This is a genomic window from Acinetobacter sp. CY81, assembly GCF_059515925.1.
The window spans coordinates 369687-389247 of sequence record NZ_JCAKNC010000001.1 but is presented as its reverse complement, the minus strand read 5'-3'; the positions used below and the strand labels follow the sequence as shown (position 1 = coordinate 389247).

At 37.4% G+C, this 19561-nt stretch carries 12 protein-coding genes; 5 read left to right on the top strand and 7 right to left on the bottom strand.

What is annotated here, in order from left to right; translation table 11 throughout:
- Positions 1 to 21: 21 nt before the first annotated feature.
- Complete coding sequence (locus AC5YDM_RS01800) at positions 22 to 1479, bottom strand: aspartate ammonia-lyase (RefSeq protein WP_496150420.1); 1458 nt, start codon at positions 1477 to 1479, stop codon at positions 22 to 24.
- Between the two features lie 424 nt (positions 1480 to 1903).
- Here AC5YDM_RS01800 and putP point away from each other — a divergent pair, with 424 nt between their 5' ends.
- Entirely contained in the window at positions 1904 to 3397 is a 1494-nt protein-coding gene (putP, locus tag AC5YDM_RS01795; protein ID WP_496150418.1) for a sodium/proline symporter PutP, read from the top strand.
- A gap of 122 nt (positions 3398 to 3519) precedes the next feature.
- Here putP and AC5YDM_RS01790 read toward each other — a convergent pair whose 3' ends face one another.
- Positions 3520 to 4008: an Lrp/AsnC ligand binding domain-containing protein gene (locus tag AC5YDM_RS01790; RefSeq protein WP_496150551.1), complete on the bottom strand. Its 489-nt coding sequence runs from the start codon at positions 4006 to 4008 to the stop codon at positions 3520 to 3522.
- A gap of 112 nt (positions 4009 to 4120) precedes the next feature.
- Here AC5YDM_RS01790 and putA point away from each other — a divergent pair, with 112 nt between their 5' ends.
- On the top strand, positions 4121 to 8008 hold the full coding sequence (gene putA, locus AC5YDM_RS01785; protein ID WP_496150417.1) for a trifunctional transcriptional regulator/proline dehydrogenase/L-glutamate gamma-semialdehyde dehydrogenase: 3888 nt from the start codon (positions 4121 to 4123) through the stop codon (positions 8006 to 8008).
- Between the two features lie 266 nt (positions 8009 to 8274).
- Here putA and AC5YDM_RS01780 read toward each other — a convergent pair whose 3' ends face one another.
- Both AC5YDM_RS01780 and pepN read right to left on the bottom strand, forming a co-directional pair.
- Entirely contained in the window at positions 8275 to 8487 is a 213-nt protein-coding gene (locus tag AC5YDM_RS01780) for a hypothetical protein (RefSeq protein ID WP_496150416.1), read from the bottom strand.
- Between the two features lie 234 nt (positions 8488 to 8721).
- The gene (gene pepN / locus AC5YDM_RS01775) at positions 8722 to 11331 is read right to left on the bottom strand and encodes an aminopeptidase N (protein ID WP_496150415.1); all 2610 of its coding nucleotides are present in this window, start codon (positions 11329 to 11331) and stop codon (positions 8722 to 8724) included.
- A 383-nt stretch (positions 11332 to 11714) separates the two neighbouring features.
- Here pepN and AC5YDM_RS01770 point away from each other — a divergent pair, with 383 nt between their 5' ends.
- Positions 11715 to 12875: a hypothetical protein gene (locus tag AC5YDM_RS01770; RefSeq protein ID WP_496150414.1), complete on the top strand. Its 1161-nt coding sequence runs from the start codon at positions 11715 to 11717 to the stop codon at positions 12873 to 12875.
- Between the two features lie 27 nt (positions 12876 to 12902).
- The gene (gene thiM / locus AC5YDM_RS01765) at positions 12903 to 13766 is read left to right on the top strand and encodes a hydroxyethylthiazole kinase (protein WP_496150413.1); all 864 of its coding nucleotides are present in this window, start codon (positions 12903 to 12905) and stop codon (positions 13764 to 13766) included.
- 95 nt (positions 13767 to 13861) lie between these two features.
- Here the strand turns inward: thiM and AC5YDM_RS01760 are convergent, their stop codons facing one another.
- The 3 genes from AC5YDM_RS01760 to AC5YDM_RS01750 form a co-directional block, all read right to left on the bottom strand.
- On the bottom strand, positions 13862 to 14230 hold the full coding sequence (locus tag AC5YDM_RS01760; protein WP_496150412.1) for a 5-carboxymethyl-2-hydroxymuconate Delta-isomerase: 369 nt from the start codon (positions 14228 to 14230) through the stop codon (positions 13862 to 13864).
- Positions 14231 to 14393: 163 nt separating this feature from the next.
- Positions 14394 to 16109: an AAA family ATPase gene (locus AC5YDM_RS01755; RefSeq protein ID WP_496150411.1), complete on the bottom strand. Its 1716-nt coding sequence runs from the start codon at positions 16107 to 16109 to the stop codon at positions 14394 to 14396.
- 229 nt (positions 16110 to 16338) lie between these two features.
- Positions 16339 to 18405 carry a hypothetical protein gene (locus tag AC5YDM_RS01750; RefSeq protein WP_496150410.1) on the bottom strand — a complete coding sequence of 689 codons (2067 nt, stop codon included), beginning with the start codon at positions 18403 to 18405 and terminating at the stop codon, positions 16339 to 16341.
- A 261-nt stretch (positions 18406 to 18666) separates the two neighbouring features.
- On the opposite strand from AC5YDM_RS01750, the gene AC5YDM_RS01745 reads away from it, so the two are divergent.
- The gene (locus AC5YDM_RS01745; protein WP_496150409.1) at positions 18667 to 19497 is read left to right on the top strand and encodes an SDR family NAD(P)-dependent oxidoreductase; all 831 of its coding nucleotides are present in this window, start codon (positions 18667 to 18669) and stop codon (positions 19495 to 19497) included.
- The last annotated feature ends 64 nt before the right edge of the window (positions 19498 to 19561 follow it).

Sequence of the window (19561 nt, the reverse complement as noted above, 5' to 3'; positions counted from 1 at the left end):
ATCTATAAAGCGTCAATGCAATTAACTGACACGATCAACTTCAGTTTCTTCATAAGCCTCAACCGCAATTTCAGAGATCATATTTTCAAAAGAGAAAATTTGATCAAGCTGAGCTTGTGTTAATAAACCTTGCTCCAACACAACTTCTTGAATCGTTTTATTTTCAGCAATACATTGTTTTCCAATTTCATCACACTTTGCATGACCTAAAATTGGGTCGAGTAAAGTAATAATCCCAACACTACGCATAACAGCATCGAAACAAGTTTGTTCATTCGCGACAATGCCTTGAACACATTTTTCATCAAGTGTTCGAATCGCACTGATCAACAGCTCAATCGACTCATTCATCGACACCGCAATCACAGGTTCCATTACATTTAACTGTAATTGTCCTGCCTCTGCGGCAAAGGTAATGGTTAAATCATTTCCAATGACTTTAAATGCAATTTGATTCACCACTTCGGGAATAACAGGGTTCACTTTTGCAGGCATGATTGAAGAACCTGCTTGTAATTCAGGTAAGCGAATCTCAGCCAGACCTGTTCTCGGTCCTGAACTTAATAGACGTAAGTCATTACAAATTTTTGAAAGTTTAACTGCCAAACGTTTTAAAGCACTAGATAAAATAATAAAGACACCACAGTCACTGGTTGCCTCTACATAATCTTCTGCACCAATTAAATTTAAATCTGTAATTTTAGATAAATATTGATTGGCAACATTTGCATAACCATGCGGTGTATTTACCCCCGTACCAATCGCAGTTGCACCCAAATTTATTTCTAATAATAAATTACGTGTTTTTTTGATGAGTCGAATATCTTCTTTTAATAATGTCGCAAATGCATGGAATTCTTGACCGAGTGTCATCGGAACTGCATCTTGTAATTGCGTTCGCCCCATTTTTAATACGAAATTAAACTCGCTCGATTTTAAAATCAGACTATTAATCAAATTATTCATCTCTACAAATAATTGATCTAAAGCATAATACGTTGCGAGTCTTAAAGCAGTCGGATATACATCATTGGTTGATTGAGATTTATTCACATGGTCATTTGGATGAATAATATCGTATTTACCTTTCTCATAACCCAGTATTTCTAGAGCAATATTGGCAATAACTTCATTGCTGTTCATATTAATGGAAGTACCCGCGCCACCTTGATAAACATCACTTGGAAATGACGCCGCCCATTGTTCAGGATGATCAATTAAAACATCACAGGCTTTTTGAATTGCAATACTCTTATCTTCAGCCAATAAACCAAAGTTTTGATTGGCTTGTGCAGATGCTTTTTTGACTTGTGCCAAAGCACGAATAAAATGACTCTGTTCACCTACTGTATGCTTAGAAATCTTAAAGTTATCTAATGCTCTTAAAGTGTGAATACCATAATACTGATCCATTGGAACTTCACGGTTTCCCAATAAATCTTTTTCAATACGAACTGCTAGAGGCTGAACCGTTTCCATGTTGTGACTCACTCATTAGAATTGTAATTTGTACCCAAACATCATATGCCTACTGTCCATTTCGAATAGGCACAATTGATACACTTTTGGCTAAACATTATTATTAAGTATAGGTAGATTGTACCCATTGTTAATTCTTGTAAATGGCATAATTTTATTTAAAAAATAATTTTTAATATGTGTATAAATGATTTATTTAATGGATTAATAAACCAATATTTATTTAAAACAAAAGGGATAATAAAAATGCTTTTTTTCATTTGTATCCATTTGTACAATCAGATACATAAGATGCTCATAATCGCATTATAAAAATCACAGTAAAAAAAAATGATTTTATGGTTGAATCAGCTGATTAATTCGCCACACATAATTAAAAATCAATGCTTGGAAGAATTGACTCAATATGACAAAAGGATAAGTTATGAATTTTACCCACCCCACCGTCGTCACATTTATATTTTATATTATCGTGATGGTCTGTATTGGACTTTACGCTTATAGAAAAACCACCGATTTCTCAGATTATATTTTGGGCGGTCGTAGTCTTGGTAGTTTTGTGACTGCACTTTCGGCAGGTGCATCAGATATGAGCGGTTGGTTGCTCATGGGTTTACCTGGTGCTATTTTTTTAACAGGGCTTTCTGAATCTTGGATCGCAATCGGTCTGATTATCGGCGCATGGCTAAACTGGTATCTGGTTGCAGGTCGTCTACGTGTGCACACTGAAGTCCAAAACAATGCATTAACCCTACCCGATTATTTTACCAACCGCTTTGGCGATAAAAAGAAATTACTGCGCATTTCCTCTGCACTGATTATTCTTGTATTTTTCGCCATTTACTGTGCTTCAGGCATGGTTGCAGGTGCACGTTTATTTGAAAGTATTTTTGGTCTGTCTTATACCACTGCATTATGGGTCAGTGCGATTGCCACCATTAGTTATGTGTGTATTGGTGGATTCCTTGCCATCAGTTGGACGGATACATTCCAAGCAGGTTTAATGATTTTTGCATTATTGCTTGCTCCATTTATGACCTATTTGGCTTTGGGTGATACAACTCAACTGTCAATGCTGATTGAAACTGCTCGACCACATGCATCTAATATGTTTACAGGTATTAGTGCGATTGCGATTATCTCATCCATGGCATGGGGCTTAGGCTATTTTGGTCAGCCACATATTTTAGTGCGCTTCATGGCAGCCGATTCTGTTAAATCTATTCCTAATGCTCGCCGTATTGGTATGATTTGGATGATTTTATGTCTAGGTGGTGCTGTAGCCGTAGGTTATATCGGTATTGCATACTTCCAACTTCATCCTGAACTGGCAGCAACAGTTAATGCCAATCCTGAAACTGTATTTATGGAATTGACTAAAATTCTATTCAATCCATGGGTTGCAGGTGTCATTTTGGCTGCAATTCTTGCTGCAGTGATGAGTACTCTGAGCTGTCAGCTCCTAGTTTGTTCAAGTACTTTAACGGAAGATTTATACAAATCATTCCTTCGTAAAAATGCTACTCAAAATGAATTGGTTTGGGTTGGACGCTTGATGGTACTTGCAATTTCTGTTCTTGCGATCGTTCTTGCGATGAATCCTGAAAGTAAAGTACTCGGTCTAGTTGCCTATGCTTGGGCAGGTTTTGGTGCTGCATTCGGCCCTCTGATTCTGTTGTCATTGTTCTGGAAACGTATGACCTTGAATGGCGCATTGATTGGTATGATCGTAGGAGCTGTGACCGTGATCGTTTGGAAAAATACCATGGGATACCTTGGATTATATGAAATCGTTCCAGGCTTCGTATTGTCATTGATCAGTATCATCGTTGTGAGCTTGATGGGTAAAGCACCCGAAAAAGAAGTTACAGATCGTTTTGATGAATCTGAAGAAATCTATAAACGTGAAATGGGTTAATCAATTCCACCTTTAGATTTCTAATCTGTACATTTCAAACTATAGATGTTAAATAAAAAAAGAGGCTTTTAAAGCCTCTTTTTTATATTCAATTGATTTAATATTAATTCTGAGCATTAAAACTATTTTGGCTTATAACTCAATTTAATTTGAGAGCTGTCTTTGATGACTTCCATAACTGGATAACTACGCGTTTCTTTCACCCCAGGCAGCTGCCAAAGGACTTGTCCTGAAATACGGCGAAATTCTTCCATATTGGCACAACAGATCTTCACCAAGAAATCAAAACCGCCACTGATCATGTGACATGCCATGATTTCAGGATATTCAAAAACAGCTTCCGAAAATTCTTCAAGTACATTCGGCGTCGTTTTGTCGAGTAATATTTCAACAAAAACCACAAAGTTTGCTTGTAGTAAATTGGGATTGAGCTTTGCTTCAAAGCCTAAAATATAACCTTCCGCAGTGAGTTTTTGTACCCGAGCAAGTGCTGCCGTTGCAGATAAATTAACTGCTTCTGCAAGTTTGATATTTGAGATTTTTCCATCCTTTTGGAGAATATCTAAAATTTTTATATCGATTCGATCTAGTGTCAGTCCAGTGTTTGACATACGCATTATTCTCTAAAGATAACTATAAATATAGTGAGTTATTCGTCATATTTTCTGTAATGATAAATTATATAAGGCGAATTATTCAACAATTTTTAATGCTTCACAGGATGTGGATATGAATACCATAGAATCTACTCAAGCCACGAGATCAAACCCAAGCTTTGATTATATTACCGAATTTAAAGATAAAAATGATTATGAAATCGCAGTCAATACCGCTTGGCGCCGTGATGAATCTGAATGCGTGCAAAATCTCATTGATCAAACGGAAATTGATCAAGAATTAAATCAAAAAATTTATGATTTAGCTTTTAATTTGGCACATAGCTTACGTGACCGTAAGAGCTCAGGTGGTAAGGCAGGCATCGTACAAGGTTTATTGCAAGAGTTTGCCCTATCGTCTCAGGAAGGTATTGCCTTGATGTGTTTAGCCGAAGCACTTCTTCGTATTCCTGACAGTGCAACCCGTGATTTATTAATCAAAGATAAAATTAATCAAGGCAACTGGAAAGATCATTTAGGTCAAAGTAATTTGATGTTTGTGAATGCTGCGGCATGGGGTTTAATGCTGACAGGCAAGTTAATGGAAACGCCGAAACAGCAAAGTCTTTCAAGCATGCTTACCTCCCTTCTTGCACGTAGTGGTCGTGGCATCATTCGCAAAGCTGTTGATGTCGCTATGCGTATGATGGGCGAACAATTTGTCACCGGTGAAACCATTGAAGAAGCTTTAGAACATGCTGAAAAATTAGAAGAAAAAGGCTTCCGTTATTCTTATGACATGCTCGGTGAAGCTGCTCTCACTGAACAAGATGCAGATCGTTACCTAGAAGATTACACCCAAGCCATTCACGCGATTGGTAAAGCATCACAAGATAAAGATGTGTATACAGGTCCTGGAATTTCAATCAAACTTTCTGCGCTTCATCCACGCTATCAACGTTCTCAAATTGCACGCGTACATGATGAACTTTATCCCAAAATTCTTGATTTAGCGATTTTAGCGAAAGATTACAATATTGGTTTAAATATTGATGCTGAAGAAGCAGACCGTCTTGAAATCTCACTCGAATTACTAGAACGTCTATGTTTTGAACCTGCTTTAGCAGACTGGAAAGGCATTGGCTTTGTGATTCAAGCTTATCAAAAACGTTGTTTCTACGTGGTTGATTACATTGTTGATTTAGCGAAACGTAGCCGTAAACGTTTAATGATTCGTTTAGTGAAAGGTGCGTATTGGGACAGTGAAATTAAAAAGGCACAAGTCGATGGTATGTCTGACTACCCTGTGTTTACACGTAAAGTGCATACAGATTTGTCTTATATTGCTTGTGCGAAAAAGCTTTTAGCTGAACCAGACTATATTTACCCTCAGTTCGCAACGCATAATGCCCAAACCCTCGCAACTATTTATCACTTGGCAAATCCTGAGCAATATTATGTTGGTCAGTATGAATTCCAGTGTTTACATGGCATGGGTGAACCTCTGTATGAACAAGTGGTTGGACCGAAATCTGAAAATAAATTAAATGTCCCTTGCCGTATCTATGCGCCAGTGGGTAACCATGAAACCCTGTTAGCATATTTGGTCCGTCGTCTGCTTGAAAATGGAGCGAATACCTCTTTCGTCAATCGTATCGCTGATAAGACTTTAAAAATTGATGATTTGATTGAAGATCCTATTCATGAAATCATGCAAACAGCGAAAAGCACCTCTAAAATTGGTGAAATGCATCCTGCTATTCCTTTACCTGTCGATGTGATTTTGCCTGTACGCCAAAACTCAAAAGGCTTAGATTTAGCAGATGATGCAACATTATCCATGCTTAATCATGCTGTTGTAGAGAGTGCTACGCAACAATGGCATTGTGAACCAATGCTTGCTGAATCAAAACCAGATACACAATCTGAAAATACATCTGCTCATGTAGATTCTTCAAACGAAACATCAAGTTCGAGTGCTGAAATCAATTTTATACCTCGAAAAGATTCTGCACCAGCTCAAGCAATTATCAATCCATCCAATCATGCTGATCATGTTGGTACGGTGATTGAAGCAACACATGAACAAGTTAATCAAGCTTTAGATCATGCACTACATGCAAATCAAACTTGGAAATTGGTGACGACTGAAGATCGTGCCGCGATGTTATTTAAAGCTGCGGACTTGATGGAATCACGAGTCCAAGAACTGATGGTTTTACTGAGCCGAGAAAGCGGTAAGACTTATGCCAATGGGATTGCAGAAGTTCGCGAAGCCGTCGATTTTCTAAGATATTATGCATCCCAAGCCATGTCATTTGGCAATCCAACGCAATTACAAGCTTTGGGAACAATCTTGTGTATTAGCCCATGGAATTTCCCATTGGCTATTTTCTCAGGGCAAATAGCGGCTGCACTGGCAGTTGGTAACTGTGTGATTGCAAAGCCTGCCGAGCAAACACCTTTAATTGCAAGTCTAGCTGTAGGAATTTTACGTGAAGCAGGTATTCCAGAAGCTGTCTTACAACTCTTACCTGGTCGCGGTGAAACTGTGGGTGCTCAACTTTCAAGTGACGACCGCATTCACGGTATCATGTTCACAGGATCGACTGAAGTTGCCAAAATTTTACAAAAAACCGTAGCGAAACGCTTAAGTCATTTAGGTCAACCGATACCACTGATTGCAGAAACAGGTGGTCAAAATGCCATGATTGTTGACTCTTCTGCCCTCACTGAACAAGTCGTGCTCGATGCCGTCAATTCAGCATTTGATAGTGCGGGCCAACGCTGCTCTGCCCTTCGCGTACTCTGTGTACAAAAAGATAACGCTGATGTTTTAATTCAAATGCTGAAAGGCGCAATGGCTCAATTAAAATTGGGTAATCCACAATTATTAAATACCGATGTGGGACCTGTGATTGATGCCGAAGCACAGCAAAATATTCAAAATCATATTGAAATGATGCGTTCAAAAGGCTATTCCATTCATCAGTTCAGTTTTAATCATGCTAAAAAAACTGAAAATGCTAAAAATCCAGAGCGTTTGAGTCAAGGTACTTTCATTGCGCCGACTTTGATCGAATTACCCAACTTGAATGATTTGAAACGAGAAGTTTTTGGTCCCGTATTACATGTAATCACCTATAAATACGGCGAACTCAATCAATTACTTGAGCAAATTAATGCTAAAGGTTATGGATTAACCATGGGCTTACACACTCGTATTGATGAAACCATTCAAACCGTCATCCAAAAAGCACATGTAGGAAATCTCTATATCAACCGTAATATTGTGGGTGCGGTGGTCGGTGTTCAACCGTTTGGTGGTGAGGGCTTGTCTGGTACGGGTCCTAAAGCAGGTGGTCCGCTGTATCTTTATAAATTGATGCAGCCAAATACACTTAGCTTTAAGCAACCTTTTGGTACCTTAAATCAAATGACTGAAGTGAACCAAACTGCAAAATATACGTCAGAACACCAAGATACAGCCTACTCAGCATTTAGAACTTGGGCGAAACAACATTTTTCTCATGTGGATTTAGCGGAAGTTTATTCGCCAGTAGGAATCTATGAATTACCCGGCCCCACAGGTGAATCAAATCAATATACTGTTTTACCGCGCGAACGCGTATTAAGCATTGCACAGAATGAAACACAGTATTTGGCACAGATGAATACCATTTTTGCTGTAGGTGCTCAACTGAGTGTATTGGCTGATAATACCTTTGTACTTCAACATCTGCCTAAAATGCCTGAAATCTTGCGTCAGAATATTCACAGTATTCCAAATGTTGAAACAGGTCAGTTTGATGCTATCTTCCATCATGGTACTCATGCTGAGTTGACTCAGCTACAAGATCAAATTGCAAAACGTGAAGGGGCAATTATTGCCATTAGTCATTTTAACAATGACCAAACCCAATTATGTATCGAGCCTTTAATCATTGAACGTGCGCTCAGTATCAATACGGCTGCTGCAGGTGGCAATGCGAGTCTGATGACTTTAGAAAGTTAATTTCTAAAGATTCGATAGCAAAAAAAGCAGTCTCAGGACTGCTTTTTTATTTTGAGTGGCTTATTTTAAACGATATAATTTTTAAATAAGAAATTTGGTTTTAATCATATCTATATCTTAGATTACCAATAACGAAAAACAACCTTAGATTTCAAGAATTAAACGATCCGTATCAACTCTATCAATCTAGTAACTTAAAAAATATTTCAATCTATAAAGAATCTTGAAATCAATCATTTAGGAGAAAGATTTTAGACAAAACTGCTTTATTTCGGTAGCGCCTGATTCAGCGTTTGCAAATAACGTTCAGCATCAATCTTTGTTTCAAATGCAATTTCATACACTCCTGCTTTATGTGCGCTATTTGGTGTGTACTCAATATTGACAATAAATTGCCCTTTTGCTTCTGATCGTGAAACCCGCACAGCAATAATATGTTGTGCATTTAAATAAAACCCATTTTCTATTTTAACTAACATAGTTCACTCTGACGTCTTTACGATGCTCATCCAAAAACTAGATCAGCTAAGCATGACCATTAAAACTGGACGAACCAATATTATTTTGTGTAATTTATCACAAAATATAAACATTTTACAAAGCATATCTCAATAATAAACTATCAATTTTTATAGCTTTTTGATAAAAAAACAGCCTGAGCGTGCTCAGGCTGTTCGTCAAAATGCTTCTGCTAAATCAAATGTTCAATAATTTTAAACATTCAACATGCTATTTAAAGTCTCACTGACATTCTTCGATTTCACCAAAGGTTTCAAAGCCTCTAGATCAGCTTTTACCTGACTACGTTGCGGTTCAGCCAAGGTATACCAACGAGACAATACTTGGAGTAAACGTGAACCAATAATTGGATTCTTCTCATCTAAATATTGAGCCAACTGAATATAGTGCTGAACACCAAAGCTCCATGTATTGACAGGATTGGCATTTAAACCACTACTTACAGAGCGAATGCGATTCGGCACTGCCAAATCATAATCTGGATGCGATGTTAAATATTCAATCGTTTTAGCATCTGCTTGCGGATGTGCAGCCTGAACCATAAACCACTGATCCATAGACAATGATTCATCTTTAAAGCGCATATAAAAATCAATCAAGGCCGCTTCGGCTTGAGGAGCATCATTCCAAACCAATACTTTTAATGCGCCTAAACGCTCAGACATATTACGCGTTGATTTATATTGTGCATCAGCCAATTCAAATGCTGATTCATCACCTTGACGTGCAATCATGGTCAACATGATATTTTTAAGTGCACGTACGCCCATCGCTTGAGAAAATTCTTTTTGTACACTTGGGTCAAGACTCAGATAAGTCTCTTTACAGAATGAACCAAATTCTTGAGCAAGTTTGGTCAACAATGCATTACGTTGCTCTTGGATTTTGGCAGGTTGATAATCCGAATCAATACGACTGCCTAAGTAACCTTCTGTTGGTACATCAAATAATCGAGAAACCAACAACGGATCTTGATCAATCAATGTCGGAATGGTCTCTTTCATTGCTTGCAAGTAAATCGTTGCATCATGACCATTTAGCAAAATACGTTCTAGCAAAGTTTGTGTCGCTTGCCACTGGTTAAAACCATTGGTTTCATACTGGAGTAAGAATGCTAGTTCTTCATCTGAATAGTTAAATTCAAGATTTACTGGTGCAGAAAAATTACGAAGCAACGAAACTACCGGCTTTTCTGTTAAGCCTGTAAACTCAATCGTTGCTGTATCTTGATCAAACAGATACACGCCATCTTTTACGCCATTTTCAAACAATGCTTGCGAATTTAACGTGAGCTGTTCACCTGTTTTCGCATCAAATAATGCCAAAGCCACAGGAATCGGAACCGCTTTTAAATTTGGATATTTAGGATGAGCTTTCAGAGTTTGCTTTAAGCTGAGTGTGTAGCTTTGTGACGTTGCATCATACTCACCTTGAACTTCGAGCTTTGGTGTCCCTGGTTGGTTGTACCACGTTAAGAAATTGGATAGATCGACGCCAGAACCTGCGGTCAACGCTGCAACCCAATCTTCGACCGTCACTGCTTGTCCATCATGGCGACGGAAGTATTCATCTGTACCTTTGCGAAATTTTTCTTTACCCAACAATGTCGCCATCATACGGTTAATTTCAGCACCTTTCTCATACACTGTCGCAGTATAGAAATTATTAATTTCTACAAAATGATCTGGACGCGGTGGATGTGACAATGGACCTGAATCTTCTGGGAATTGATGCGCTTTCAGTACTGCAACATCATCAATACGCTGTACCGCGGCAGATTGTAAATCCTCAGAGAATGACTGATCACGGAATACCGTTAGACCTTCTTTTAAACACAGTTGGAACCAATCACGGCAAGTAATACGGTTGCCTGTCCAGTTATGGAAGTATTCGTGCGCAATCACCGCCTGAACTTGCATAATTGCAGCATCAGTGGTGTATTCTTCATCTGCCAAGACACAAGACGTGTTGAAAATATTTAAGCCTTTATTCTCCATTGCCCCCATGTTAAATGCACTGGTGGCTACGATCATATAATTATCAAGATCGTATGGCAGACCATAATGTTCTTCATCCCAACGCATAGAATGCTTTAGCGCTTCCATTGCGATATGGCATTTTGGAATATCTTTTTCTTCTGCATAAATTTCTAAAGCAACATTACGACCTTCGGAAGTAACATAGTGGTCTTTTAATACAGCCAAATCACCAATGACACAGGCAAATAAATATGAAGGTTTATGGGTTGGATCTTCCCAAATTGCATAATGGCGATCTTCACCTGCTTCACCTTTTTCCAACAAGTTACCATTGGCAAGTAAAACTGGGAATTTCTTATCCGCTTCCACACGTGTGGTAAATACTGACAATACATCTGGGCGATCAGGATAGAAGGTGATTTTACGGAAACCTTCAGGCTCATTTTGAGTTACAAACAAGCCTTCACCTGCAAGATATAAACCTTCGAGCTGAGTATTGCTTTCAGGATAAATCACCACTGAGGTCGCTAGAATCACATCATCAGGTGCATTTTCAATCACCAATTGCTCTGCATCCAAACGGTATTGTGATGCATTCAGTAATTCACCGTTTAATTGTAATGATTTCAACTCTAAATCACGTCCCAGTAGGACCAAATCACCTACTGTATGGCGCTTCATTACTAGCGTTGAATTTACAATGGTATGATCTGCAAAAACTTGAATATCTAAATGAATGGACTCTACAAGAAAAGAAGGTTTTTGATAGTCTTTTAAATAAACAGTTTGATCTGCCTCAATCACTGGATTTGCCGCGATATTCATATAATGTCCTGATGCTGTTGTCTAAGCAGAGAAATTCTTTACGATGACTTTTAACACACGTTGATTTTTAACACACAAGGATTTTTATCAAGCATTTGATCATACGCCAAGATTTACAATCTGTCTGTGCTATTGCTTTATGGTCTGATATGGGAACTCGAACTGATTTTTTCAATAGATTTTCAGTATTTAGTCGACGTTTGTGTTTTTTTTATTCATCGCTAAAACTCATCTAATTGTTTCAAAATACTTCTATATCGAATGTTCAAACTAAAATGTAAATAAGCTCATCAAAAATTAAAAACCGCAACATCTCGCCAGTTTCAAATCATTGGCTTTAAATGTGTATAATCAAAAACACTGTTTAATTTATTGATTGATTTATGCTTCAAATTCTGCAAAAACAGCTTGATGAAAGTACCCGTTGCCCGCTCTGTCAGGCTGCGATGCTGTGGATTGATGCAGAACAATATGATCAACCAATTCAATTTCACGAATGTTCACATTGCCAACACCGTGTTTATCAAGATAATAAAGGCAACTGCCACTGTGATACTTGTTTAGCGAAAAGAAAGAAACTCCTCGCGGAAACACGTGTCCAAGAACAGCGGAAGTACAGTAAAAAAACCAAAGAAAATTATGAATACGAACTTGATCAATTAAGCTTCATCAATAAGCTATTTTTGCTCAGCATCTTGAATCAACAAGTTCGTGAAGGCAGTTTATATAACGAATATATCGATTGGACTGTTATTAAATACCATCCAATTAGTCCCAATTATCTCTTTCAAAATGGTCTGATTAAAAACCTATTAAAAGACCAAATTTTAGTCCCTAAAGTTTTTTCAGATGAAGTTAATCAGTACTATTTGAATGTACGTTTAGATGGTTATTCTGAACCCAGCTTATTTAGTTTAACTCAGCATTTACGGCATTTATTTTTCCATAATTTGACAATGGGTATCCCATTTAAAGATGCGGATGAAGTTAAAAATGCTCTGTATATGTTGCTATACCAAGAAATTATTCAGTTCGCACAGCATTACTGTCGTACTTGGGGCATTCAAATCGCTGGAAATAATAGTTTCCAAGTGTTTTGTTTCCGGCTCATGGATTCACTTGCTGTCGGGCAAATTTATTACATGATTCAAAATGCTTTAGAATATTTGTATAAACAAAATGCACTGAAAACGCGTAATGAAAATTTCATCAATACCAATTTGTTAAAAAAGACCTTAGAACAGTATCGTGAACGTTCATTGAATGAAAAATGGGAAACCTATACCCTGCCACGTCCTAGCAATATTCCACTGAGTCGTATGAGTGAAATCTTGTTTTATCAATTTCTAGGCTATGACGAAAATATCTTTTTCCAACCGATTTGGCGTTCTTGGAAAAAGATCGAACCTCGATTAAACTTTTATTCTCAAAAACGCTGTATGCACTGCGGTTCAAATGAACTGACGGTTGAATACGATGCCAATGATTATGTTTCTTTATTCTGCCGAAGCTGTAAACATCAAGACCACTATTTCACACGTTAAACTATTTTTACCCGATAAGGGATTATGATGAATCATCCTGAACAACTCTCAGCATCATCTAGCCATAAATTGCAATTGGATACTCAAACGATTTTGCAAATGGTGATTGAAGCATGGAAAGCCTTACAGACTCAGCAACCATTAGTGCAATGTATTACCAATACAGTTGCTGCGAATTATGTTGCTAATATCCTTTTGGCATCGGGTGCTTCACCGGCAATGATTGACAATCCGTTTGAAGCTGAAGCCTTTGCCAAAATTAGTGGTGCTGTGAGCATCAATCTAGGCACGCCGACCACTGAGCAAATGCAAGCCATGACCATTTCAGCGCAAACAGCGCAACAGCATCAAGTGCCGTGGGTGCTTGATCCTGTCGGTTATGGTCCTATTCTAAAATGGCGCTCAGAAAAAGTAGATGAATTATTGTCGTTCAAGCCTACTATTATTCGTGGGAATGCTTCTGAAATAAGTACTTTAGCAGGTAATCAGGTTCAATCTAAAGGTGTGGATAGCACCTTAAATAGTGCTGAAGTCTATGAGCATGCAAAATCATTGCTTGCACATGCCGAATGTATTGCGATTTCAGGTGAATCAGACTTTATCATTTCAAAAGAATACAACGCGGTCATTCAAATCAACGGCGGCTCTTATTTACAGCCCAAAGTGACTGCAACAGGCTGTGCATTAGGTGCCTTAATTGCGGCTTATACTGCGGTGAGTACGCCTACAATTGCTGCAATTTCAGCACATGTACATTTTGCAATTGCAGGAAAATTGGCTTTTGAAAAGACTGAAAATGTCGGTAGTTTTAATGTGGCATTTATCGATTATCTACATGGAATGAATACTGAAATGTTTCAGCAATATGCAGACATTCAAGTACTGAACTAAAATTTTAGGGGCTGATTGTCCCGATTCTAAATTCAATGCAATAAAAAGGGTTAATGTATTCAACATCAACCCTTTTTCAATCCATATAAAACTGATTATTTTTGCACTTTAATTTTACGATAAATCTCTTTTGGCATTTCAGCGAATTCAACACAGAGTTGTACTTCTAACCCGTCAGCAGTATAGCCTTTAAAAGTCTGTAAAAATTTAGACAAATGGTCAGTCATTAAATTTTTCTGCTCATCAGTACGACCACTTAAACCTTGTAAACGTACAAAAATGAAGGCTTGGTTGTTTTCTCCGAAACCAATTAAATAGTCTGAAACTGCATGAATGCGAGATTTAATATCAAATTCATGTCCCACTAATCCTGTATCAAATAATGCTTTATTTAAGCCTAACAAAAGTTTTGGCTTATCTACATTTTGAATATTATCAGAATAATCTACAAACATTTGTGGCATGACTAATTTTCCTTAATTTTTAATGCATTAACATCGATTAAATCAGCAGAGTATGACTAATATGAATCTATTAACTGCTTTATTAACACTACAAATTGACCATATCTGTAAATCTAAATATCTACTGACAGAATAAATCTACATGACTCATCTATTTAACCGCTTACTCTACAAATAACAGCGCCAAACGAACTTGGTCATAGCCCATGCGCGGTGCAGTGGCTTCAACAATTGGACGTAATTTAATACTACCGTCTTCGTTTAAATGCTCTGGGCTTTGGCGTTTCATCAATTTCTTATAAATCTTACGGACTTGTTCCACCACTTCATCACCTGGATGTGCAACAGAAATATCCAAGCCTTGCTCACGATGTAGTTTCGCCAAATGATTAATAATGGTTGCAGGGGTCAAACCGCGTTCAACGGCAATATCTTGAATTTCATAACCACCAATAAACAGTTCTTTGGTTTCATCTAAAGTGGCGGTTGCGTAATTCTGCTTGCCTGCATTTTTCGCAATTTTCTTCTCATTACGCGTAATCTCAGTTTCATTCAGCGTTCCGCCACAATGACGAATGAAAGCCTTATGCTGAGGTTCTAGATTTACATCTGCATAATGCGTTTCAGCCTCTTCCGACAACTCTTGAAAGCGACGATCCGCTTTAATCGCAAGACTATCTAGCTCTAAGGCTTGCTCATTAAAACCAAGTAGTCTGAGTCCATCAATAGATTTTAGACGTGAAATCGCGACATAACCTTGCCCTTTCTCAAAGGTGTTGGATAGGTTAATTTCAGCTGCTGCTAAGGTCATCCCTTGTGATTTATGAATGGTGATTGCCCATGCCAAACGAAGTGGGATTTGAGAAAAACTCGCGATGGTTTTACCAGAATCATTATCCACCGACCACGTTTCTGGTTCGACCAATAGTACCGTTCCATCGGTTAATTTCACTTTAGGTAAAATACCGTAATCATCGACTTCTTCAAAACCAATGACTTCACCTAAACTTCCGTTGATATAACCCATGTCAAAGTTGTTTTTGACAAACATCACTTTGGCATGTTTTTTTAAGGTCAGTTCTTCTGGTGCACGAACTGAAGATTTTAAGGTTTCAATCAGTTTTTCATTACCATCCATTTGTGCACAAAACTGATGCCCATCGCCATCAATTTCATTTAAATGACGATAGTTAATGCTATCGACATCCATATTATGGGTATAAAGGCGCGTAAAAGTATCGCCAATATCTTGCTGGCGCGTCTGTTGTAATGCTTGAATGTGCTGTTGATTAATACTCTGTGAACGGATTGCATTTAAAATGTCATTCAGTGCTGAATCATCTTGGCGATGTTGCTCAGTCAAATAACAAACGCGGAATTTTGCCTCAACCCAAGCCTGCGACATAAAACAAAATTTATCACGGTTCTTTTCATCGTTACGACCCACAGGCGGTAACTGAAAAAAATCTCCTGCTACAATGACTTGGATACCGCCAAATGCATCATCTGATTCTTTAAAGTACTTTAGAACTTGGTTTACCAAATTGAGTTGCTTAGCATGCAACATGGATATTTCATCAATAATCAGTACTTGGGCATTTTCTAAATGCTCTTTTAAATATTTACGTTCTTTCATACGCTTTAAGTCATCATCTGACAAAAAGTCTTTAATACCAATGCCTGCCCAAGTATGAATGGTCATTCCATTCATATGGGTTGCTGCGATACCTGTTGACGCGGTAATCGCGACCGGCACTTTGCGAGCTTTCAAATAATTAATATATTGATTTAAGGTATAGGTCTTTCCTGCACCGGCGGAACCTGTCAAAAAGACACTTTCACCTGCTTTCATGAGTTTTAGTGCAGTTTCTTGCTTCATAACAACCTTAACCTTATCAGACCGTCATAGACTAACGATTTTTGCATTAAAAGTTAAGTTCAAATTAAGATTCTGCATTCGTCTTGATGCTATTTACACACTTTCAATATTGAAAATCGGCTTTCGATAAGTGTGCATGATTACGATAAATGTTTAGGCAATCCTAACTACAGGACGTTTCTAGATTTTAAAATGACTCATGTTTTAAGTAGCTTCGCAAATTTAACATTTATTGAACTTTCTGCTCTTTAAAATCCCAAATTAAATGCTGATTGACCTTATCAATAAAAGCTTGGGCTTCTCGTTCGGTTTTCTTATCTGCAATTTCATTATTCGGTAAACGCAACTGATCAAAATGCAATTGATCAAATTTAAAGAAACACCCCAAAGTCAGATGAATATTTTCATCTTCTAAATGGGTCATGTGAAATGCCACATATTCACCTGCTGCAATTCGCTCTGTATAAGACAGTGCCAAGCAATGTTTGAACCGAATAGATTCATGAATAATCATATCTAAATCATTAAGTTCTTCAAATTTCCAATGCTCAGTAAACATGATCTGTTGTGGACTGACTCTTTTCCATGAAGTAATCGAAATACGTTTGCGTAAATGATTCAACGTTGCATCAAAATAGGCTTGCTGATGCCAACGAACCGCTTGTTGAAACAATCCGCCCCATGTTAGGTTTTTAGGAAAATTGGTATGATTCAAAAATAAATCATTCAAATAATCGGCAACATACGAATCAAAAATACTGATTTGATGATCAATACGTGTCGATGGATGTTTAAAATGTTTCCTAAATTGTTGTACATCGATTTGATTCTTTTTGAGCAAATGTTGAAAGTGCGGATCTTGCTGCATTTGCGGATGCATAAACTGAATCAACTCTTCAGGTAAATCATGTATAGCGCGTTGTAAAAAGACCATATAAGCATGAATCACCCGAGATAGAGCGCTATAAGCGTGCTTGGCAATACGTTGATCATCCTTGGTCATTAAAAACAGTAAATTCAACCATTCTTCTACATAGAGAACTGAATCACTAATGTAAATCTTATTTTTTATTTGAGGGTTTGGTTGATTCGCTGTTTTTAGAATATATGAATGCATCGCATAAAAATGATGTTCAACCTGATTAGAATCATTAATCCAATGCTGTTGTATAGCAAAATGACTCATCTCAGCAACAAACCAATGCGTGGTCACCGATTCAAAATATTTTAAGCTGTGTAAGATCACCTGTGGATGGATTTGACTACTGTCCATAAAACTAATTGCAGTTACAGCAATTCGAACATTTAAGTTATCTAAGTTTTGAGCGACCCAATCGATCACCTGTTTATCTTGTTTAAATAACCAATTGACCGTTCGTTTGTAATAAAACAAGGGAAACTGATTTGAAATTCGCTCGTCCCAATAGACTGAATCTGTGGTGGTGAAATTTTTCTTACTTAAAATATCGCTATATTGCCAATAACCGCGTTTCATCCATTGAGTAAAGCCCAACAAATGCGGCTGTTCTTTGGCATGCCCCAATAACAATTGAAAATCATTTTGATGTTCAATGACCTGCGATAAAGTAAATTGATCTTCAAAAGCCGATTCTACAATACGATACAGCGGTTTCGGCATGAACTGATCCGCTGAAAAACACAGCTGATCATAGTGAGGAATCAGTTGTTGAACAGGTAAAAAGTTTGCACCTAAAACTGAATTGACTAAGCTGAGATGCTTAAAGTTCAGTTCAACATGTAAGGGAATTTCTTTGCCGAATTTTGCAAAATCTGTCAGATGTGCTTCTTCGTAGTAACCCGCATCTAGCATGATCCCATCAATGATTTCAGCTTCTGCCACACTCAAGTTGTATAAAAAATGCTCTACCCGATTTTCACCATCCACCCATTTAAAAGCTTCTTCCACCAAAAGTTGTCTAAATAGCTGAACTTTAGTTTGTAAAAACAATGAATGTTGCGCTTTAAAATCACGAATCAGGAAAGTCATTTGGTTGAAAATAAAATCGATAATATTTTCAATATTGATATTCTTATGAGTACTCGAAATTTGCACCAAAGATTTAATATTTTCAGAAAATTTAACTTTAACCAATCCATCTGCAATCAGAAGCTGCTTATTTTTAGTATCAATCACCCATAAATTTTGGGGTGTTAAAGTCCACAAATAAAACCATTGGTCTTGAAACAGCTGCTTCAACGTCGCTGAATGATCCAATAGGCTTTGTGCCGTTTGTTGGTGGTTCTGATTCGGTGTTTTAAGCATGTTTTGACTCATGACAGCACCCAATACAGGCAGATAGTCGAAAGAGATGAATCTTAACATTATTATGAATTTAGAGAATGGTACAGTTCATATTCTGTAAAGATTAAATATTGAGTGATTGAACTTGGTCGGAAAGCATGATATTCCGTCTTAACTGTCTAACAAGCTAAATTGACAATAAGAAATGCCTATAATAAAACTAAACAATGATGCTGAACGCTATTTATAAACCAGTCTTAAAATAACGAAACAACAAAAAGGATGTCATAAGAAATGAAAACAATCATTATTACTGGTGCAAACACTGGTATTGGATTTGCGACAGCCAAAAGCTTCATTCAAGATGGTCACCATGTATTTTTAGCCTGCCGAAATCCTCAAAAAGCTGAACATGCAAAGCAACAATTAGAAAGCCTAGGCACAGGTAAAGTTGAATTACTTGCACTCGATCTGGATAGTTTAGATCAGGTCAACCAAACTGCGAATGAACTCCTTGCGAGACTCGATAAAATTGATGTTTTGGTCAATAACGCAGGCATCATGTCACCGACTTTAGAATCAACCAAAGATGGTTATGAAAAACAAATTGGCGTGAATTATATTGGACATTTTTTATGGACCTTAAAACTTCTACCTTTATTAAAAAAATCAGAAGCGGGTCGAGTGGTTAATCTTGCTTCTATGATGCATTTCATGGGTTCAATCAAATTTGATCAATTTAAAGCTGAGGAAGTGAAAAACTATAATGGTGTACTTCGTTATGGCAACAGCAAATTAGCCAATCTACTCTTTAGTAATGCTTTAGCAGATAAACTTAAAAATACCAGTATCACTTCTAATGCATTACATCCGGGTGGCGTAGATTCTGAAATTTATCGTGAGTTGCCTAAGTATCAATATATGGTGATTAAATTATTTTTAATTCAACCCAATAAACCAGCAGAACTGATTAAAAAAATTGCCTTAGATCCGTCATGGGCAAAACGCACAGGTCAATATGTCAGTCTGCAAACACCTGCCATTCGTTCATCTAAAGCTAAAGATTTAAAACTTGCACATCAGCTCTATGATCAAACTTTAGGTTTAGTTAAAAACTATCTTTAAAATACTTTTAAATGTTTAAGAGTGCTAAGAATAATCAAAGTAAAAAACTTAGTTGCAACTTAGC